The following is a 20,757-nucleotide window of genomic DNA, read 5'->3' as shown; positions in this document are numbered from 1 at the left end:
TCTGCGGGGATTAGTGTGTTGGCGGTCGGCCTACGCAAGGATCGTATAAAGCAGCTTGTCCAAAAGTCACGAGATCCGCAAATGGTAAAGGATGTAACCGTGTAATTACTGCCTCTAAATTCTAAGAATCTGTGTGATGAATTTGATGTCAGCTGGCAAGAACATTATTACATTAAAGACCGCATGAATCGCGGTCTTTTTATGTTATGGAATAGGGCCATTTGACAAGAACTTGAAATATTATCACCGTTTGAACCGACAATTTGAGATGCTTACCAGAGAAGGAGTAGAATCCCAAAAGCACTAACATTGGGTGGCGGTGAATGTGGCGGCGGCAGTCGCGAGCAAGGCGATTGAGACCGGACTGGCCGGGTACACCGAAGGGCTAGACCGCAGTTTAGTCTTCGTTTTGAAAATCGACAGGACGGGGATGAACTTCGGAGTCATCTCCACTGCCATCAGTGACGCAGAAGGAGATCGCTATCGACGCTATCAACGCATCGCTCGGACATGATATTCCATACAAAAAATAGCCGCTCTTCTTAATGATCTAAATCCCATATTTGCGGGATAATTTTTTTTGTTTTTTCCTTTAAAAGCTGCTGATATCCTGTGGCTGGGGACAAACGGAGGAACGCAGGTGCTTGTCGTGTCCCTTGCGCTCTTCCCGGTCTTTTTCTTTAATTCGGTACAGGGCATCGAAGGGTGCCGCGGGAGCTCTTGGAGCTGGCAACGGTATTTCGTGTCGGACATGCAAAACAGATCAGGGATATTATCTGTCCCGCCCTGGTGCCTTTTTGGTCCGCCGCGTTCGCCATCAATGTCGGCACGGGTTGGAAGACAGTTCTCATGTCCGAGTTGATCAGCGGAGAGACCGGGATTGGTGCGGCGATGAACACGGCCAGAGTCTATTTAAAGACAGAGGAAGTCATGGGCTGGACGCTACTCGGCAAGGGGCTGGAAATACTGATGCGTATATCCACCTCGGGAAGGAGAGGGAAATCGTATGCGTTTCGAACGAATCAGCATGATGTATAACGGTGGTCTTCGCGTTTTCGAAGATTTCTCGCTGGAACTGGAAGCGGGCCGAATCACGTGCATCTTCCGGCACCGGCAAGACGACGCTTTTGCGTGTGGCAACTTCCCTCCCCGTGTAGATTTGGATTGAGCTTTTTTAAGTATTCTACCTGTGCTTTCAAATAGGCATTCTCTTCCACGGCAGAACTAAAATGCTTCTTGGTCCACCTTCCTCGATAATCCTCAAATGTCTCACCGCTTTGTACTTTTCGTACCTAATTCATGATTTGAGCATCGCTTTTGATACCAAGCTTTTCCTTGATCATAGAGTAGCTCCATTGTTCTTCAAGGCGGAGTCTTACCACTTCTCCCTTCGTAGCTTCGTCGTATCGCTTAAAAGCTTGTCCCTTTTTTGCCATGAAAAAATCCCCCCGGTTAACAGCGTTGAGTCGATCATAACTTAACAAAGAAACGGTTTCTTTTGTTCTCTTCGATACAAAAAAAGGGTGTCCCTCAAAACCATTTTTATGGCTTTGGGACACCCTCTTTTAGTCTTAATGCTTTATGATTTTAATTTTTGTGCCAATTTCGGTTTCCATATACGAATGTACTGTAAGAATACATAGGAGCCGACAACGAAAACAAAAGCAAACCCCTGCGCAATTAACGTTTCAGCCGTTGGGAAGAGCGAGAACCAGAGTCCCATCCAATCAGGGATTTTCAGATCCAGTTCCGTTTTCGGGATCCAGCCGGCTAGTTGCATTTCCTGAGCCGTTTCGCCCGTCATCACCAAAAGAACCATAACGAGAAGTACGCCCGTAATAATTAACATTTTTTTATAAGGGAGTTTTTGATGGCCTACAAATGTCAAGATGGCCACGATCCCGGTAAAAAACAGTCCAATTAAGGCTCCCAATAAAATGACGTAGCTGCCTACTTGCAATCGAAGGTTTTGAAGAAACAGCACAACCTCAAAACCTTCTCTATAAATGGACGTCAACCCGATAACCGCAAGGCTCCAATAAGATGCAGCTGCGCCGGGATTCATCTCACTTGGAACATCGGTAATTTGACGGCGCTTTTTATTGTGTAAAGAAATCCAACCCGTCCAATAAATCTTATGAAAGAACCAATTCATAATGATAAGGAGTACGATATTGGCCAATAGACCGGTAGCCGCTTGAATATTCAGTTCGGAAGTTGTGTTTTCCGCGAGAGAAATAATGCCTACAACTACAAACCAAGTGACTAGAGTTAAGAAAAGCGAAATTCCTGATCCGACAAAGATGGGTTTCCAAGAATCTTTTTTACTTCGAATAAGACCTGCGGTAATAGCAGATAGAACAAGGATGGCTTCCAAACCTTCACGAAAAACAAGGATAGAAGTGTTTAACATGGCTGTCGTTGGCGTTATATTAGCTGCACTCGGATCAGGAGCGCCGTTCGCCGTTATTCCTTGCCATACCAGAACGCCAATGATAATAAGCGCCATCATTCCAAATGTCACATGTTTAAGATTCAAGGGTTTCATTGTGCCTGCCTCATTTTCTTCAAAGTAGTACGATAATGAAAATCATTATCAAACGAGATGATTATAAGACACCTTCGAGATGTTAGCAATAGCTATATAAGAAAATTACAACTGCCATTATTTAACTATAAGTATGATTAAAGAAAAAGCAAGTTGAGACACTTCATTTATCTCTTTAATTTTAAATAGCTAGTTGCTTTTTTGTTTCCCCCATAATAGAATTGATGATTATGAGAATCATTATCAACTTAGATTTTGCAAAATAGTCGGCAGGGAGGACTTAAATCATCGGAATTATAAACAAATATATATGCTATGGCAGCCAATAGGATTGGTGAGCTAATGCAGCAAGATGGAAGTAAAGGAAGAGCAGACCTTACATAAATGGGCCTAAGGGGATGAACATTTCATGTTTCGCCATCGCAAAAAACTGTATTTTTCCGTGCTATTCCTGCTTATGTTTTCTGTCACCCTTGCAGGGTGTCAAACCGAACCTAAATCAAATTCCGAATCTTCCGCGCAGTCCGGCAAGCAAGCATCGACGACTGCGGAGAAAACATTGACCATTTCCTGGCCAAAAGATATCGGGCCGTTAAACCCGCATGAGTATACGCCGAATGAATTTTTTGCCCAAGGGATGTACTATGAGCCGCTAATCGATTATGGCGAAGGCGGGAAGCTGGTGCCGAAGCTGGCGGAGTCGTGGGATATCTCGGATGACGGCAAGGTGTATACGTTCCATCTGCGCAAAAACGTCAAATTTTCGGACGGATCTGATTTTGATGCTAATGTCGTTCAGAAAAATTTCGATACGATTTTGGCCAACCGCGATATGCATAGCTGGCTCGGATTAATCAGCCAAATCGACAAGACGGAAGTTGTCGATCCGAATACGTTCAAGGTCATCTTGAAAAATCGTTATTATCCTGCGCTTCAAGAGTTTGCGGTCGTGCGGCCGCTGCGTTTCCTCGGCGCTGCGGGATTCCCGGATGACGGGAACACGGCGAAGGGCATTAAGAAGCCGATCACGACCGGTCCTTGGGTGCTATCGGAATATAAGAAAAACGAAATCGCGGTATTCACCCGTAACGACAATTACTGGGGAACGAAGCCGAACATCAGCAAGCTTACTGTGAAAGTCATTCCGGACGGCGAGGCTAGAGTACTTGCGCTGGAGAAAGGCGATATCGACTTGATTTGGGGAGAAGGCGTCATCAGTTTGGATTCCTTCGCAAATCTGAAAAGTTCTGGAAAGTTTGAAACCTCGGTATCCGATCCTGTAGGAAGTCGCGCGATGATTGTCAACACTTCGAAAGGACCTTTTGCCGACTTGAATGTTCGTCTCGCCTTGCAGCACGCAGTGAACAAGAAAGCGCTGGTGGACGGGGTGACGAATGGGGTGGAAAAGGTTGCCGATACGATCATTGCAAGTAATTTCCCATATGCGAACACCGGGCTGAAGCCGTACGATTATAATCCGGACAAGGCCAAAGCTTTATTGGATCAAGCCGGCTGGAAACTGCCTGAAGGGAAGACGGTACGCGAGAAAGACGGAAAACCGCTTGAAATCGAACTCGTATACATGGGGCCGGATCAGATTGAAAAGCCGATGGCTACTGCGATTCAATCCGATTTGAAGCAAATCGGCGTTTCTCTCAAAACAACGGGGCTCGAAAGAGAACTTCGTAATAAACGAATGGTAAGCGCGGATTTTGACTTGCTGTTCTGGAATACGTATGGCGCTCCATACGACCCGCATTCGTTTGTGTCGACCAACTATGAGCCAGGTTACGGCATTTTCGAATCGCAGCAAGGTCTCTCGATGAAAAACGAACTTCATCAGCAGATGAAGGATGTGCTGTTAACTGTCGATGAAAAGGAACGTCAGAAACTTTATAACTCTATCTTTACAACTTTGCATGAGCAGGCTGTCTATTTGCCGATATCGTATTTGACCAATATCGCGGTTTACCCGAAATATGTGAAAGGCCTGAAATTCCCGGCTCACCGGGACGAAACGCCGTTTGACACGCTGGATATCCAAAAATAAAGCAAGGTGCTTATGCGAATGAATATGTGCGTCTATGTTTTGAAAAGATTGATCATGATGGTCCCCGTTCTTCTGGGGGCCACCTTTGTTTCCTTTTTGCTTTTGCGTGTGACGCCGGTGGATCCTGCCAGAGCTTACTTGTCTGCCTCGAATATCGTTCCGACGGAGGAAACGATAGCTGCAGTACGTGCTCAATTGGGACTGAATCAGCCCTTTTGGACGCAGTACGGACATTGGCTATGGCAAATCGGCCGTCTGGACTTCGGCACCTCCTTTTTCACCAAATTACCGGTTTCCCGCGAGCTGGCTGCCCGGCTGCCCATTACGGTGACATTGGCTTTGACAAGCCTAGCGATTGCCATCCTCGTAAGTATTCCGCTTGGCATAGCGTCCGCGCTGCGCAAAAACCGCCTAATCGATCATGTATGCCGTTTGCTGGCCTTTCTTGGGGCATCGCTGCCGCAATTTTGGCTTGCCTATTTGCTGATCTTTTTTCTTTCGGTTAAACTGGACTGGTTTCCGCTGCAAGGGACTGATACGTGGAAGCATTATGTGCTTCCATCTTGTACCCTGGCGTTTGCACTGATCGCAACGTATTCCCGGCTGCTGAGAACCGGGTTGCTGGAAGCTCAGGAAGAGCCATTCGTGATGTATGCGAAAGCCCGGGGACTCGGAAAGCTTACCGTGGTAGGAAGGCACATGATGCGTCATGCGATTCGTCCGGTTGTTACTGCGGCAGGAATGAATTTGGGCAAGCTGTTCGCAGGTACGGTCATCGTGGAGCAAATTTTTGCGATGCCGGGCATGGGCGGCTTTTTTCTGGAATCCGTCTATCATCGGGATTATCCGGTCATCCAAAGCTATGTATTTATAATGGCTGTCGTCTTTGTTATTGGAAATTTGGCAGCGGATGGAATACAAGCCTGGTTGGATCCGCGTTTGATGCAAGCCGCAAGGAAGGGGGACTGACCGGTGAACATCGTACGAAATCGATTTGGGGCTACAGGGCGACATCGGCTTATTCTCATTTGCGCGATATTGTTATCGGCCATCGTGCTAGCTGGACTCCTTGCTTCCTTGCTTGCTCCGAATGATCCGAACCTCGTTGATTTAACGCATAAATTGGAAGGACCCTCCGGGAAATTTCCACTGGGGACGGATCAGCTTGGACGCTGTATCCTTTCCCGTTTGCTGTACGGAACGCAAGTATCCTTAAGCTTGGCTTTGCTCATCGTATCCTCCTGTCTGGCCATCGGGTTAGTGATCGGCTCTCTGGCGGGCTATGTCGGAGGGAAGCTGGACAATCTCATCATGCGATGCTGTGATGCGATTCTGGCGTTTCCTGCTCTCATTCTCGCGATCAGTTTGATTGCGATCTGGGGGGCGGGGTGGCAGCAGATGGCGATTGCTTTAATTATGGTTCAGTCAATCTATTATGTGCGCTTTATTCGCGGGCTGGTTTGTCATCTGAAGCAACAGACGTATATCGTCGCCGCTCGGGTTAGCGGTACGTCGCCGCTAAGGATGATGAGCCGGCATATCATACCGAGTTTGATTCCCCCGCTTTTGACCGTGGTGACACTTGAAATCGGGTGGGTCATTATGGACATTTCCGCTTTATCGTTTATCGGTCTTGGTGTACAATCGCCTACATCCGAATGGGGAGCGATGATTAACGAAGGCAAATCGTTTATCCGCAGCCATCCGCGATTGATGATCGTTCCGGGCTTGCTTATATTTTGCATGGTTGCGCTGCTGAACCTGCTTGGGGAAGCGTTGGACGAAAAAAAAGGCTTCGTTAAGTCCTTTCGAAAAGGAGGCGCGCGATGAGCGACAGAGATACCATACTCGACGTGAACGGATTGAGTGTGCACATTCAAACGGATTATGGTTTAGTACATGCGGTGCAAGAAGTTTCGTTCCAGGTTGGGCCGGGAAAAGTAATGGGCATCGTAGGGGAGAGCGGCTGCGGCAAATCGATGACTTGTATGGCTGTGCTTGGGCTGCTGCCTGCGGCGGCGGCGATAACGCAAGGCAGCGTCAGACTGCGGGGGAAAGAGCTTACGGATTTGAAGGAAAGCGACTTTCGCCGCATTCGGGGTAAGGAGCTATCGCTCGTTTTGCAAAATCCGATGACGGCCTTCAATCCAGTCCTGACTGTTGGCAAGCAATTTGCGGAAACGCTCCGCACACACCAGAATTTATCGCGGAAACAGGCGGATCAACTCGCCGTCGATTGCCTGAAGCAAGTCGGTTTGCTCGAAGCCGAGAAGATTCTGGGGCAATATCCGTTCGAGCTCAGTGGCGGGATGCTGCAGCGAATCATGGTTGCGTTATCCGTCTCAATGAAACCGGCCCTCTTGATTGCCGATGAACCGACAACCGCGCTGGATAGCGTAAATCGCCGCAAGGTGATGGAGATGTTTCGAAGGATTAAGGAAGAGGAGAATACCGCGATCTTGCTTGTTTCCCATGATTTGAGCTTCATTGGCGAGTTGGCTGATGAGGTGATGGTGATGAAGCAGGGCCGAATCGTGGAGAAGGCCGCTGCCACTGAGCTCATGACCTGTCCGCAGCACGAATACACGAAATTGCTACTCGATGCCAGATTAACCGCTGACAGCAGGAAACGAATAGGAGTCGAAACGAAGTGAAATCTGCCACCAACGAAAATCCTTTTAGCAACCGGGCCATTTGGCTGTATGCTGTCGCTTTTGTGTTTTACGCGACCAATCATATGCTGATCATTGCCTTGCCGTTTTTTTCACAAACGATGGGAGCCGGACGTTCGGAAATCGGCATCATTATGGGTTCGTATATGTTTGTTTCGATGTTTTTGCGTCCGGTAGCCGGTGCAGTTGTAGACCGATTCGGCTCGAAAAATATTTTTATGATCGCGCTTGTGTTAAATGCTATTGTGCTCGTCAGTTATACCGCCGAGAGCTTGTGGGCATTCGCCGTTATGAGAGCTTTGCAGGGAGCGATTCTGGCCTTTTTCTCGATGACGGTTCATCTGCTCATTATGGATCTACTGTCGGATAAGGTGAGGGGACAGGGGCTTTCCTTGCTGTCGCTGGCATCGATGCTGCCGTATACTTTTGTGCCTGCGCTCGTTTTGTTTATGAAAAATCAAGTGACGATAACGGAAATGCTGTTGCTGTTTGCGGGGCTCGGTTTTATCAATATATTCCTTGGCATCCGCTTATTTCTTGTGCTCGGGAATCGTGGTATGAACAAGAAGAAGAAGGCGGAGGAGTCTTTAACCGAAGAAGGAAAAAGAAAGGCGATTAAGGCGTTAGTCTTTCCATCGCTGGTCATGCTGCTGGCATCGATTGTTTTCTGCGTTGCGCCTACCTTTATGCCGCTTTATTTGGAGAGCCAGGGGCTGGATACGGCACCGCTCTATTTTTTGGTTGAAACCGGCGTATTGATTTTGATTCGTTTTTTTGGACGCAAACATATTCCTTCCTCCGCTTCGTTCCCGAAAGGCCTACTCATTTTGCTTATCGTCTGCTTCACATTATCCCCGGCGCTTCTTGCACTGTCGCTGTCCACGCCAGTATTGCTTGCCGCAGCGGTATGCAATGGGCTGGCCTTGTCTTTGCTCTATCCAACTCTTATGACGTACATTTCGTTTGTCGTGCCGGAGAAGGTGCGGGGCTATTCCATCGGATGGTTTATTGCCGCTGCGGACTTCGGGACGTCGTCGGGCGCGTTCGTCATGGGATGGCTGGCTGACGCGTTCACCTATCGGGGGATGTTGGCCGCGGCTGCCGGCATCGGTGCATTCGCCTTACTGCTGACATTGTTGCAACGTAGGCAAAAGGCGGTGACTTCATGAGCTTGCTGGTAGCGGATCAACTAACCAAGACGTATGCCGCTTCCGGCTGGTTTCGCTCTAAGGAGTCCGCTGGTTCCGGTGTGGCCGATATTTCATTTGAAATCGAAGCGGGTATGTGTCTGGGCATTCTCGGGGAGAGCGGGGCGGGAAAAAGTACGATCGGCAAAATGATTCTGGGACTGCTTCGACCCGACAACGGTAAAGTTATGTTTCAAGGAGTGGATCTGTACCGTTCGGATCGCGAGGTGCGCAAGCGGTGGCGCCGTGATTTGCAGGCTGTATTTCAGGACTGCTATTCTGCAGTCAATCCGCGTATGACAATCCGGCAAATTATCGGGGAGCCTCTCCGTAACTACGAACGGATGTCCTCGAAAGAGGAACAGCGCACTATTGGCGAATTGCTGGAAACGGTTGGACTCGCACCGGACGATATGCGCAAGACACCGAAGGAAATGAGCGGGGGACAGCTGCAGCGCGTGAACATTGCCCGAGCGATCGCGCTGAAACCGAAGCTGATTGTGCTAGATGAACCGGTTAGCAGTTTAGATATGATCGTGCAGAAGCAGATTCTATTGCACCTGAAGGAACTCAAGGAAAAATATGGTCTGTCGTATTTGTTTATTTCGCACGACGTTTTGGCTGTCAATGTTCTTTCCGATCAAGTGGCAATCGTCGATAAAGGAAGGATCGTGGAGACGATCGAGACGGATCGATTGTTTCATTGCGCTCATCCGGCTTCCCAGAGGATCGTGCTGTCTTCGTCCGAATATTTGTAAAGGCTCACTACGTTTCAGAATACAATAATTTTCCATGGGTTAATTGGAGTCTCTCAACCGAGGGTGAGCCAAATTAAAAAACTACTTGCTAAAAAAACAATACCTTTGATTTATAATCGTGACATCTGAGAGTTTCAATAATACCCTGAATAAACGGTCGTTCATTCCTCGGACCTTGCCGGTGCTCTGTAAATTCATAGGGTCGAAGTACCGTCTCGGTCCCCGATCATCGGCTTTTGAGCCCTCCTGATGAAATTAATAACGGGAGGGATCTTCTATGCTTTTTGTCCGAACTAACGAACCAAGAAGGTCAACACCTACTCCTGGTTACTCGCCGAAACAGAAGTATCTTCGTTGGCGTAATAAAAATGCAAAATCCAAAGAGCTACTGCGCCTTTAAAAACGGGTTAAGGTAGCCTGATAGGGCACTAGCAGGGTCCTTAAATGCTCAAGGCATCTTTATTCTACAAGAAGAAAATAAGATGCCTTTTTGTTTTGGTTTTTACGAGAATGTTTTATTTCATTTCCACAACTTTTTTCAAAGCAACCCCGGCTCGGTTCCACGAAAATTTTTTCATGTCTAGGCGGCCCTGCCGGCCTTTCTTTTTGCAAAGCCCAGGTTGGCGATACGCAAACTCATTTGTTTTTTTAAGCTGGATAAAGACGGTTATGTGGATTGTCAACCGTGTAATTTTAATTATATGCCTCTAAAATAAGCTTGAGTAAAATTTCACCTCAAATTGTGTGTAATTAGAATATCAATAATTCAGTGTAGCGCTTCTGGCAATTTTAAAAAAAGAGAACGGGCGTTCTTGATTATTATAAGAAGCATTTGTTCGCATTTAAACAAGAACTTTATTCAAGTCACTAAAGGCGATAGCCTCGTGCTAGCTGTGGGTCAGCGTAGTAATCACTTCCTGTTATTAAACTATTTCCCATCTCTAGGTTTGGTAGGATCGCAATCAGGGTGAGGCACACCTGCAGAAGCTTGAAAGAGTTTAGTCAAATAATAGCACTCTTCGCGGTACATATGATCGATAAACAGTTGATCTAACGTGCCCAGTAATTCTTTTCCAACCGTGAGATCCTCCACTTCGGACAGAAATTTCATGAAAAGAAGCATAACGGAATTGGCTTCCTGATTGAACCTTTGCAAAGCAGGGAAATCGATCAAGGCAGTACGCATATAACCCGCAAGCCCGATCGCTTTAAGATAGAAGTTTTGAAAATAGCGCTCGATTTCCTCGCCCTTGTTTTTCCAGCTCTACTCTACCAGATCAAATTGTCCTGACAAAGCTGCCGCGTGGCCCCTAGCGTCTTGAAGCATAATAAATGCTGGTGAACCGCCGGTCCCGGAGGAGGCAGTTGGCCGCTTGTAAGTGTAGCAAAAATGCGCATCGCTTCCTCAGTCTCATTCACCATATGATTTATAAATGTCGGGGGCAAATGGCTGGCGATACTCCCCGCTAGAGACCGTTGCAGTAAATGAAGCGTATAGGTGCGCAATTGTGAAGTCCAAGGATTGACAGATTGAAACTAGGCAGCGATGCTCTTGCCATCCAGGTCCAGCCGCGCTGAATTCAACAACTTGTCAAAGCCTTTATATTGACGATAAGAAAAAGCAGCGGCTTTTGCCTACGGCATGCAAACAAATAGGTATCCACACAATCCAGAGCCGAGGCTGAAGCGTATGTATGTGATAAATACTTAAGTAAAAGGAGACCGATCAATGCCTAGATTGATGTGTAAAGGCAAGATTCACCGAGCCACAGTGACGGAAGCTGATCTAAATGATGTTGGAAGTATTACTACGCACTGCCTGCGGCCGAGAACTCCAGAAAAATATGTTTGAACGGTCCCCCTGCGCACTTGTTTCAGCCCAATGAATCGTTATCATCGATAACAGCTAGAAATGACTTGGGACACCCATTGGGGTGCCCCGTTTGATAATGTACTGTACCCAGAAATATGAGTAGTTTACTTTTAATTCAAAAAAGAACAACAAGATCTCAATGGTATTACTGTTACTGGGATCGTTTCAATTCACAAAACAAGCTTAAAGCAATTGGAGGCAGAACGTGTGCAAAAGGTAAAATATAAAATGGGCAAATTAGGAAAGTACAATTTCATGAAGAAATATAAAATGATACGCGCATTCTTGCCAGACACTCGAAAAGCAACTTTGTCTAACATTAGAACCATGCTGAGATTGTATGGATCAGTTTACTTAAAGCCTGATGAGGGAACAGGCGGTCATGGGATATATAAAATAACTAGGGGAAAAAATAACTTTATTTTACGCACTGGATCGAATGCACTTAATTTTAACTCATTAAATGTCTTATTTGCTTCGATTCAAAAGATTCTAATTCGAGATAAATATATTGTTCAAGAAGGAATTGTATTGTTAAAACACAATAATCGTCCGTTCGATATCAGAGTTATGGTGCAAAAGAATGGAGAAGGAATATTAGATGTGACAGGGGGTATTGGAAGACAAGCAAAGCGTAATAAAATAGTAACAAACTATCATTCTGGAGGAACTCCCTTACCCATAGATACCTTACTCAAATCACATCTGAATGACGAATCAAGGAAACAGTACATTCAAATCATTGAGAAATTAGGGAAAGATGCAAGCACTGTCCTTGGTAAAAGTTATAGAAGTAAACGAGCATTTGGAGTTGATATAGCAATTGATTATAAAATGAATCCCTGGGTCTTGGAGATTAATACACAGCCTGATATGAGCATCTTTAACACTTTGAAGAACAAATCGATGTACAAAAGGATTCTTAGATACTCAAAAATAAAAGGATGAGCAGTAAGTTGGGATGCCGTTCTCAACAGGCACTCTTCGTAAAATAAGCTTTGGACTGGCCACTGGGAATTTCGCTTTGATTGGAGAAATACCAGCGTAGCTGACGCGCAAACGTATGGAATAAAACTACATTTATCGTGTCGGGTTGTTTACGTCAATGGCCAAAGACAGACTTAGGCTGCCGATCAATGTCGGCAGCCTAGTCTTAGTTGGAGATTGAACTGTCGTATCCGTCGTAGTTCAGCCATCTAAACTAGTGCAGAGACCATGTGAAGTCTTGACTATCGCCTTATTAAAGTGCCGGTTGCCAGAACAATGCAAGGATACATTTGCTGATCGCTTGCCTGTTCCTGCTTTCCGTAATAAATGATTGGTTTCTTTGCTTCTTAAGAGCCCGTCAGTGTCGTTCGGGGCGTTTCAATGTAAATAAGTCCGACATTTTCGCATAATATTCCCCAGAGAGACGACCTACCGGCTTAAGGTTGGCCAAATCTATTTTCCCATACTTGTATAGTACATCTTCGATGTGCATTTGAACGACACGACCAATAACGAGGTTTGATGATCCGGCTCCTTCCCCAAATGCCAGCATGTTCTCCAATACACATTCCATTTGTATGGGACTTTCTTTAACTCGATAGGGCATCACTTTCGAGCTGGGAATAGGTGTTAAACCGGTCTCTTGAAACTCATCTATATCGGATGCAAATTCTATGGATGCTTCGTTCACTTTTGTGACAATATCCTCTGTAACGATATTGACAACAAATTGTCCTGTTTCTTCAATGTTGCGTGTGGTATCTTTCTTTGTACCATCTTCGGGACGAATGAGGGGGGCAAAAGCTACGATAAAAGGTCGAGGACATACGCCGCAAAAATTACTGAAAGGCGCAAGATTAGGAATACCTCCTTTAGAGATTGTAGAGACCAAAGCAATCGGCCTAGGCAAAATGGAGCCTGTGTATAATTTGTAGCTGTCTTTCCACGTAAGGTTTTCAGGAATAATTTCCACTCTGATTTCTCCTTTCTTGATTATCGCTCATATAATATTGATTGATCAATGACCAATACATTCAGATATCATGGCAATTCCTCCTAGAATGTTATGGCTGCAGTATACAAATTAGAGCCGACTCGAAGTCAAGGGGGGATATTATAAGAATGGGATGCTAGACACTTGACTTCGATCTAGCTCTAAGGTGTACGATAATATCAAACCCACATGACAAAGGAGGATGCATCCCGTGCTGACCATTAGCCAAGTAACAGAAAGGACAGGTTTAACCCCTTATACATTGCGTTATTACGAGAAAATTGGAGTTCTGAAGGGACCGAGTCGCAGAGAGGGAGGGGCACGTTCCTACACCGAGAGCGAGGTTTCGTATATTCAATGTTTGAATAATCTAAAAAAGTTAGGTCTATCACTTGAGGAGATCAAAGAGTTTACCCGCGACGGTTGTGTGATGGACAAAATACAGCAAGGGGAAGACCCTGCCAAATTTACTCCCACATTAAATAAGCGAACCGAAATACTTTCGAAATATCTGTTGGATCTGGAAGCCAAGCGTCAGGAACTAGATCACATTATTTCACTTGCAAAAGAGAAGCTAGCCGTTTATCTTGAGCTTTCCAAAGGAAGTTACGAAGATCCGATATAAGTATGGCCTTGGGCTTAATGAATTGCGCAATCCTGCTGAGCTATAACCGGGCACTGGATAAACCGTCACTCATTTGTTGAGCAAAGCTGCCCGTTTGTTGAACGAATTACGAATTAACCAAAATAAGCGATGGATCGGTTCCATCGCCGCGTTATAATGTTCTACGCTCCCGATCCAACTGTTCACACAACGTCTTCAAGCTTTCGGCCACAGTTTGGTGAGCTGTGTCGATGACGATGTGATCTCGGTCCCAAACATCGTACTGTCGGCTCATGACCTTCTCCCATGTGGGTAAAACTAAGCCGGGAATATAGGCTACACGCGTTTCGATTCGATGCCTGTGTTCACGATCGTCAGAGCAGACCACTTCGATTTCCACAAACGGAGTTTCAAGAGATTCCGCCACATTGCGCCAAGCTTGGCGCGTTACTTGGGTGGGATTGACCGTATCTGCTATCACGTCGAGGCCCAACTGGAGATTCTGCGATGCAAGCGCATAACACACGATGTAACCCGCAGGTCCATCAACCCACGTTCCAGCGACCCGCATAGCTTGCTCCACGACATCGATTTCATCAAATATAAGCTTCAAAGTCCGCTTGTCAGCATAAACAGCAGGCACGCGATTGCGCAAAAATTTCGTTATTTATTTTCTGGGAAGGGGCAACGGTGGGCAGATCCATCTTTTAAAGCTATCGACAGCTCCACTTGCAAATTCGATAAAAAACGATCATGAGAGGCTATCCTAGCGTCCACTGGACGAAGGGTAACCTCTTTTTTAGGTCTTGTGAGAATTTTGAGAGAATGCCTTGTTATAATTCATGGGAAATAAGAACTAGAAAGCGGATCTTTTTGCCTAAATTTGGGATCATCTGTTGGAAGTGTACTAATTTGAATTGCAGAAGCGAGGTGAGTAAATTGAGAAAAATAAGTCGCAGCCTGCTGGTGTTTTTGGGGGGGATCTGCTTGGTTTTAAGCTCGTTTTCCATTTCGGGAGCGGATCCTCCGAAGGTATACGATGCGGAAAGCATATATGCGTTCGCGCAGAATGCGACCTTTTACATCCGCGTGTTCCGGGCTGACGGCACATTAAAGGATACGGGCACGGGCTTTGTGGTCAAGCAGGACGGTACGGCGCTCACCGCTGCCCATGTAGTTCACGAAGGCGAGCGAATCGCTTGCGTGCTTCATGACGGCACGGTGGATGAATCCTGCCGTGTCGTGTCTCAGGATGAGACGACCGATTCCGCGGTGCTGCAGCTTTCGCCCTCCGGGATCGGCGGACCGAAGGAAACGTACGAATATTTGAACCTTCGGGCCGGCGGAGTTAAGCATGGGGAAAAGGTATTCGCCATCGGTTACCCGATGAAGGAAACCAAAATTATCACCGAGGGCATCGTGAACAGCCCGAAAGCGCAGATCAACGGCAGAGACCGGATTCTGGTCTCGGCCCAAATCGTCAATGGGATGTCCGGAGGGCCGATCCTGGATAAAACCGGAGATGTGGTAGGCATCATTTCCGGTTCTTTGCGCACGATGAACAACATTCACCTTGTCGTGAATACGGAAGACATGAACAGCATATTGCAAGTCAATGCAACAAAGTAACCTTAGATAGCAGGAGGTTCGAGCGTGAACAAACGGATAAGCAAACGGATTTCCATTCTTCTCGCGGTATGCATGCTGATAACGCTGCTGCTCCATCCGGCGTTCGGTCAGGTTCAAGCGGCGGAGAGCACGAACAAGGATTATTTGGAGAGATATGTGTATGGCGCAAAAATCGTGAATCATAAGGATATGCCTTCTTGGACGACAAATTACGATTCCAAAGAACTGAATTTTTTCTCTGTCTTCTCCAGAGTGGCCTATCCATGCGGAGCTCCTTCCATGGCCGGAATATCATTGTCGTTGGGGGACGACGATTACGATTGCGAGAATCGCCAATTCACCGATACCGATATAGATCATGTCCGCGGTTTTTTTAGAGGAACGATCGACATCGCACAAATCCCGGAACTGAAGCGGATCGCCGAAGGGGGAACCGCCAAGTTTATCGTGAAAGTCGGAAAGCTGAACAGCAGCAGCAATAATGGTGCCTATATCAAGGTTTTTACGAATGGCGCGGAGCGATGGTACGAGCATTCCACGAAAGACGAGGAAGATAAATACAATATTGACTCGGGCTGGATCGGTTTTGGGTCACAGGACAAGATCATGATCCAGACAGAGACGAATGGCACGGGTACGACGGTTGAGAACATCCGCATCTATTTCGCCGATGTCGAATTGCCCGCCGTTGCGAATTATACCTTTACCTCAGACGGAACGGAGCGGGTGAACAAAGAGCTTGGGCAGCAAGAACTGTTTCTGAAAAAAGATCAAAGCCTGCATTTGACCTATAACTTTAGCAAACCGGTGCAGGCCAATGCGCCAGTAGCGCTTGCCGGACTGAGCAGCCATAAGCTGTTTATGAACCCTGCGGGAACAGCCCTGCCGGCAAACGGCCAGCCTCAAGGCTTGAAGCTCGGTTTGACCGCAGATGAAGCGAAGCAGTATGTGAAAGCATTGCCGTATGATTACACCGCTTCCGATTACCATCACACAGGCAATAGTCCGATTGAAGGCGGCGGCGGATTGCAGGAGAAGAAAATGGAAGAGAAGTCGTTGTGGACCAAGATCGATGAAGCGGAATTTCATGACGGCGCAGGAAACCCGCTACAAATCCTTGATGGATTTACGGCAGCCGGCAGTTCAAGCAACAGCTTTTTGGCGGGGAAGAAAGTGAATCCCTTTGACTATGAACATTCGGGGTACAGAGTCGTTATCGATGCCGTTCCACCGAGATACTCTTCAAGCACGAATGGCATTCAGCCCGATATTTTGACCGGGAGCACGTTGAACAAAGGGGATGTTGTCGATTTCATCGTAAATCTAACGGAAAAAGCGATCGTGAAGGAAGGGGAGAATTGGAACGCCAAAGGCCTTTATCTTAAATTCAACAACGGAATGAAAGCCTACTATGTGGAAGGGGAGAACTCGGAAACGTGGAGATTCCGGGCTACGGTTACGGAGGCGACTTCCGACGTATCTCTACTCAAGGTTATCGCGCTTACGCACGATAGTAAACCAGACCATACGGATACGGGGGTCATTCAGGATTACGCGGGCAATCTTCTGATGGATAGAGTCAATACCGGAAAAGTCGAGAATTCCGATGACGCGTTAAAATCAGTCCCCGAGACAAGGATCGATTGGGCCAAACTGTCGATCGACAATACCAAGCCCGTTTTGGGCTTCCGTTACGAGGACGGCGGGGCCAACGGCGAAACCTACGGGAAAAAAGGGAAAATTACGATTGACGCCAACGACCCCGACATTATAACACCGAAGGACGATCCCACGGAGTCGGGCATCGTCAGACCGGGCAGCGGGATTTATCGTCCGCTCAACATGACCGGATCGGGCTCGGACAATGCGGCGGGGGTAGGACTTGTTTATTACTACTGGAGCAAGAAAGCGGAAAATCCGCTGGCGGCGAAAGAGGCGGATCAGTTTGCGGCGGTCAAACGGTATTCGTTAACGGGCCAGCAGCCTCGGGAAGGCTTATATCCCGGAGAAATGCCGGATTTCAACCTGATGGGCGTCAACAACAAAACGAATTTGCTGCTGCCTCCGGCAGAAGCGTTTGCTCCCGAAAACAGCGGCACATGGTACCTGCATACCTGGACGGCGGATATGACCTGGGATACCGCACGGCAGCTGATGCAATACAAGAAGACCAAACAATTCAAGGCAGATCATGCGAAGCAATACGAAGACTGGAAATCGGAGTACAAGAACAATCACCCGGGAAGCTCCGACCAAGACGCCGAGGGCTACGCCGACGGCGAAGCGCTTAAGGCTGTAGGGAAGTACGGCGACTTGTCGCTTTGGCCGGCCGCCGATTTTAAACACGATGATTCGAACTGGGTGTATGCGGCGGCGCCGATCTTGCTGGACAATCAGCCGCCCGACATCAAGCCGGGAGTTCCCAGCGGCAATAATACGGCGGAAGTCAAAGTGCCGGTGGAGCTGGAGGACAAGCACAGCGGACTGGACACGGAGCAGCTTTTGTTCCAATGGGTGAAACCGGGCGAAGAGCCGAGCGAGATCGGCTGGGCGAAAATTCCGGATAGCCGGATCGTGACGACGCTGAATCATGTTGTCGAGGACGGCGAGTATGAGCTGTATCTGAAAGCGGCGGATAAAGCGGGGAACCAGACGTCCGTGAAGATTGCCGAACGCGCCATCGTGAACTCGAAGGAAAACATCCGTGTCGCTTTTGCGCCGGAAGCGTCGGAACGGTACGTGAAAAGCCACCCGATCACCTTCTCCATTAGCGGGTTATCGGTGGGAGAGGCCGTATATGCGTTCAGCCCGTCCGCGGCCCGTCCCGAGGACAAGGCGTACTATCCGCTGACGCTTGCTTTGAACGGTCTTGTTCCGCCGGTTGGCGGCCATAGCGTCGGCTCGGCGGTCTATGGAGCCGGCGTAACGTCTTCCGTTTACGGTTTAAGCGTCACCGGAGCGGTATACGACAACGCTTATTTGATTCCGAAGGATGAAACCTTGAACGGTTTGCAATATTTGCACATCAAGCTGAGGAAGCAAGGGGAAGACCGGTATTACTACTACTATACGCCTTACCGTTTTGATAACGCCGCGCCCGCGGTGAGCTTCAGCCTGCCCGGGGTAGGTTATCCCAAAGCCTCACACAGCGTGACGGTGACGGCGACGGAGCTTTACAATGCCGCAGGGATGATCACTCAATACCAATGGGTGAAGTCTACGGACAAGCCGCCTGCCGAAACGTCGGGGAATTGGATGCTGCTGCCTGAAGACGGCGTCGTGACGATCGATAATTCGAAGCTGGCCAAGGGCGAGGTCGCCGATTACGTGCTGTATGTGTACGCCATAGACGGCGCAGGTAACGGCGCGATCCGGCATACCGATGCTTTCCGGCTCGTCCGGGAGGATAGTGCGCCTATCGAAGTACTGCAATCGGATTTGGTTTATATCGGGGGCAACGAATCGGACGGGTACTATGCGATTGCCAAGCTTATGCTCGGCAATGCATCGAAGGATGGCTTCGAATATTCCATTTCTTCGGATGGCGGAGCGACATGGAAGCCTTGGATGCCTTACAGTAATTTCGTAAAAGCCGAAGTGTCCGGCGGGCAAGCTGATCAATTGAAGCTCAAAGTAAAATTCAAGTCGCCTTCCGGCATCGTGAGCCGGGAAACGACCATTGACACGCGAGGCTATACCTCTGTCGAAGACCCGGTTTACGGACTTGCCGTCCACAGCACGCTCAGACCGGTAGCCGGGGGCGTATCACTGAAAATTACCGTCCCCGCCGGGATCAAGGTTGTCCCTTCGGCTTCGTTGAATCCGGCGCCGCCGGTGCGGGTTTCGGGCAACACGTTTGAGATTCCGCAAAACGGGCTGTATACGTTCGAACTCAGCGATGTCGTAGATAGCAAGAGGAAGGATCAACTGCTGGTTGTCGTCAAAAATATCGACAACACGCCGCCGGTCGGAGTCATTGAGCAAAAAATAACCGGACCGACGACATCGAATGTGCAGGTCAAATTGCATACGTCGAAGGATGTCCGCATTTTGAACAACGATGGAAGAGACACCTACACCTTTACGGACAACGGAACGTTCACATTCCAGTTTGAAGATGAAGCAGGCCATACCGGTTCGGCTACGGCGACCGTCACGAATATCGACAGAACCCAGCCGGGAGCACGAATCGTGAAATCCTACGCATATGGGGAGCAAGGCGGCCAAACGTTTAAAACGATTCAGGATGCGTCCGGACAAGTGATGCTCGCTCAGGGAGTGACGCTGAGCGTAGAGAAAGCCGATGCGGGAGGCAAAGATTTTATTGTGGTCCGGGGCAACGATCCGAAAGACCCTAACGGCCGGGTGACGCAGCTTCAGAACGGCACCGCAAGCTTCACTGTAGCCGACCTCCTAGGCAACACCAATGTACTGGAAGAGAACATCACGAATCTTGTCGGCGAATTGCCGGCGCCGGAAAGCATCGCCTACGAGTTTACGGATGATAACGGAAATCCGCTGCCGGAAGAAAAAATCGTTACGATTCAGGGCAAGAAATACGCCAAAGGCAAAGTAAAAGTGACGCTGAAGGGAAAAGTGAACGCGCCTAATCAGGTCTTTATAGGCACGGTGCCCATAGAGCAAGATTCTGGCTATGCCAACCGGATCAGCGACGCGAACGGCAATTATTCCTATTCGGCGTTGTATTCGACCAATGGCGAGCTGCGCATCGCTTTGTCCGATCTGCTGGGCAACGTTACGAGAACCGTTATCCGCGTGGAAGGGTTGGACAATACGCCGCCGACGATTACCCTGAAAAATCCCGTTGTTGCCGTCACGCAAAACAAGAAAGACTTCAATCCGCTGGTCGATTTGGGGGGCTACACGGTTTCCGACAACGTATCGGACCCTAGCAAGCTGAAGGTCGCCGTGCAAAATCTCGATTTGAGCAAGCTGGGCAGACAAACGGTAACCTACACGGTGACGGATGAAGTCGGCAATTCCTCAAGCGTGACTCAGGAAGTGATGGTTCTCTCCAGCGGAGGGCTGCTGATTACGGGCAACGGCCAAATGCTGTCATCCGCGCTGGCGGAGAGCGTGCTGTTCGACCGCAGTCATATTACCTTTACCGTCTCCGGATACAACGAGATGAACGTGGAAGGCAAAAGCATGATTAACGAGCAGGGGCGCTATGACATTCTTTATCACAGCGGTCTATACCGCGAAGGACAGATGAAATATATCGCCCAGCAGGTCACGATGGAGCAACTGCTCAGCAATCGATACGAAGTCGCGTTCCCGGAGACAGGCTGGTATACCATTGTCGTCAGAACGCAGGAACGAGAGCGCGAGTTCGCTTCCTTCTTCATTGGGAAAATGGACTGATACGACCGGTAACGAACCGGGGACAGGCAAGAAAATGGCGACCGAAGCGCCGGGGCGGCAGCTCCGCGCT

At 48.2% G+C, this 20,757-nt stretch carries 15 protein-coding genes and 3 pseudogenes; 12 read left to right on the top strand and 6 right to left on the bottom strand.

Features of this window, described 5'->3' with window-relative positions; all coding sequences use genetic code 11:
• Positions 1-705: 705 nt before the first annotated feature.
• Complete coding sequence (locus ET33_RS32685; RefSeq protein ID WP_081890606.1) at positions 706-1,038, top strand: ABC transporter permease subunit; 333 nt, start codon at positions 706-708, stop codon at positions 1,036-1,038.
• Between the two features lie 105 nt (positions 1,039-1,143).
• On the opposite strand, the pseudogene ET33_RS40095 reads toward ET33_RS32685, so the two are convergent.
• Both ET33_RS40095 and ET33_RS32675 read right to left on the bottom strand, forming a co-directional pair.
• Positions 1,144-1,436, bottom strand: a pseudogene (locus tag ET33_RS40095) (IS3-like element ISBth8 family transposase); the annotation flags it as partial.
• A 143-nt stretch (positions 1,437-1,579) separates the two neighbouring features.
• Positions 1,580-2,548 carry an FTR1 family iron permease gene (locus ET33_RS32675; RefSeq protein WP_051775940.1) on the bottom strand — a complete coding sequence of 323 codons (969 nt, stop codon included), beginning with the start codon at positions 2,546-2,548 and terminating at the stop codon, positions 1,580-1,582.
• Between the two features lie 409 nt (positions 2,549-2,957).
• Between ET33_RS32675 and nikA the strand changes: the two genes are divergently transcribed.
• Genes nikA through ET33_RS32645 form a run of 6 tightly spaced genes read left to right on the top strand, consistent with a single transcriptional unit; the run spans position 2,958 to position 9,215 of the window.
• The gene (gene nikA, locus ET33_RS32670) at positions 2,958-4,598 is read left to right on the top strand and encodes a nickel ABC transporter substrate-binding protein (protein WP_036692286.1); all 1,641 of its coding nucleotides are present in this window, start codon (positions 2,958-2,960) and stop codon (positions 4,596-4,598) included.
• Between the two features lie 18 nt (positions 4,599-4,616).
• On the top strand, positions 4,617-5,567 hold the full coding sequence (gene nikB, locus ET33_RS32665; protein WP_327204077.1) for a nickel ABC transporter permease: 951 nt from the start codon (positions 4,617-4,619) through the stop codon (positions 5,565-5,567).
• A gap of 9 nt (positions 5,568-5,576) precedes the next feature.
• Positions 5,577-6,428: an ABC transporter permease gene (locus ET33_RS32660; RefSeq protein ID WP_051775942.1), complete on the top strand. Its 852-nt coding sequence runs from the start codon at positions 5,577-5,579 to the stop codon at positions 6,426-6,428.
• Positions 6,425-7,252: an ABC transporter ATP-binding protein gene (locus tag ET33_RS32655; protein ID WP_036692280.1), complete on the top strand. Its 828-nt coding sequence runs from the start codon at positions 6,425-6,427 to the stop codon at positions 7,250-7,252. Before ET33_RS32660 ends, ET33_RS32655 begins: the two co-directional genes overlap by 4 nt.
• A complete protein-coding gene (gene cntE / locus ET33_RS32650; protein WP_051775938.1) occupies positions 7,249-8,439 on the top strand; it encodes a staphylopine family metallophore export MFS transporter CntE in 1,191 nt (396 codons plus the stop codon). Before ET33_RS32655 ends, cntE begins: the two co-directional genes overlap by 4 nt.
• Positions 8,436-9,215: an ATP-binding cassette domain-containing protein gene (locus ET33_RS32645; RefSeq protein WP_036692276.1), complete on the top strand. Its 780-nt coding sequence runs from the start codon at positions 8,436-8,438 to the stop codon at positions 9,213-9,215. The genes cntE and ET33_RS32645 overlap by 4 nt, the downstream gene beginning before the upstream one ends.
• A gap of 928 nt (positions 9,216-10,143) precedes the next feature.
• On the opposite strand, the pseudogene ET33_RS40740 reads toward ET33_RS32645, so the two are convergent.
• Together ET33_RS40740 and ET33_RS40735 are read right to left on the bottom strand one after the other, a co-directional pair.
• A pseudogene (locus ET33_RS40740) lies at positions 10,144-10,461 on the bottom strand (DUF2935 domain-containing protein); the annotation flags it as partial.
• Positions 10,462-10,484: 23 nt separating this feature from the next.
• Positions 10,485-10,721 (bottom strand): hypothetical protein, encoded by a 237-nt coding sequence (locus ET33_RS40735; RefSeq protein WP_152570735.1) that lies wholly within the window; start codon positions 10,719-10,721, stop codon positions 10,485-10,487.
• A 223-nt stretch (positions 10,722-10,944) separates the two neighbouring features.
• On the opposite strand from ET33_RS40735, the pseudogene ET33_RS38100 reads away from it, so the two are divergent.
• Positions 10,945-11,102, top strand: a pseudogene (locus tag ET33_RS38100) (aspartate 1-decarboxylase); the annotation flags it as partial.
• Between the two features lie 193 nt (positions 11,103-11,295).
• Positions 11,296-12,036 (top strand): YheC/YheD family protein, encoded by a 741-nt coding sequence (locus ET33_RS32635; RefSeq protein ID WP_235206883.1) that lies wholly within the window; start codon positions 11,296-11,298, stop codon positions 12,034-12,036.
• Between the two features lie 397 nt (positions 12,037-12,433).
• Here the strand turns inward: ET33_RS32635 and ET33_RS32630 are convergent, their stop codons facing one another.
• A complete protein-coding gene (locus ET33_RS32630) occupies positions 12,434-13,048 on the bottom strand; it encodes a flavin reductase family protein (RefSeq protein ID WP_036692272.1) in 615 nt (204 codons plus the stop codon).
• Between the two features lie 232 nt (positions 13,049-13,280).
• Between ET33_RS32630 and ET33_RS32625 the strand changes: the two genes are divergently transcribed.
• Entirely contained in the window at positions 13,281-13,694 is a 414-nt protein-coding gene (locus ET33_RS32625) for a MerR family transcriptional regulator (protein WP_036692269.1), read from the top strand.
• A 151-nt stretch (positions 13,695-13,845) separates the two neighbouring features.
• Here the strand turns inward: ET33_RS32625 and ET33_RS32620 are convergent, their stop codons facing one another.
• Positions 13,846-14,244 (bottom strand): AAA family ATPase, encoded by a 399-nt coding sequence (locus ET33_RS32620; RefSeq protein ID WP_235206885.1) that lies wholly within the window; start codon positions 14,242-14,244, stop codon positions 13,846-13,848.
• A gap of 368 nt (positions 14,245-14,612) precedes the next feature.
• Between ET33_RS32620 and ET33_RS32615 the strand changes: the two genes are divergently transcribed.
• On the top strand, positions 14,613-15,302 hold the full coding sequence (locus tag ET33_RS32615; RefSeq protein ID WP_161783583.1) for a S1 family peptidase: 690 nt from the start codon (positions 14,613-14,615) through the stop codon (positions 15,300-15,302).
• Between the two features lie 24 nt (positions 15,303-15,326).
• Positions 15,327-20,687: a DUF5011/hyalin repeat domain-containing protein gene (locus ET33_RS32610; RefSeq protein WP_036692257.1), complete on the top strand. Its 5,361-nt coding sequence runs from the start codon at positions 15,327-15,329 to the stop codon at positions 20,685-20,687.
• Positions 20,688-20,757 lie beyond the last annotated feature (70 nt).

Origin of the sequence: Paenibacillus tyrphae (assembly GCF_000722545.1) — a bacterium.
GTDB lineage: Bacteria > Bacillota > Bacilli > Paenibacillales > NBRC-103111 > Paenibacillus_G > Paenibacillus_G tyrfis.
Note: the sequence above shows the minus strand (reverse complement) of the source record. Positions and strands in the feature narration are given on the sequence as shown.

Bases quoted from the DNA above. Each gene is read 5' to 3' on its own strand.
- nikB (WP_327204077.1), top strand. From the start codon at position 4,617: ATGAATATGTGCGTCTATGTTTTGAAAAGATTGATCATGATGGTCCCC.
- ET33_RS32620 (WP_235206885.1), bottom strand. From the start codon at position 14,244: ATGCGGGTCGCTGGAACGTGGGTTGATGGACCTGCGGGTTACATCGTG.
- nikA (WP_036692286.1), top strand. From the start codon at position 2,958: ATGTTTCGCCATCGCAAAAAACTGTATTTTTCCGTGCTATTCCTGCTT.
- ET33_RS32655 (WP_036692280.1), top strand. From the start codon at position 6,425: ATGAGCGACAGAGATACCATACTCGACGTGAACGGATTGAGTGTGCAC.
- ET33_RS32675 (WP_051775940.1), bottom strand. From the start codon at position 2,548: ATGAAACCCTTGAATCTTAAACATGTGACATTTGGAATGATGGCGCTT.
- ET33_RS32645 (WP_036692276.1), top strand. From the start codon at position 8,436: ATGAGCTTGCTGGTAGCGGATCAACTAACCAAGACGTATGCCGCTTCC.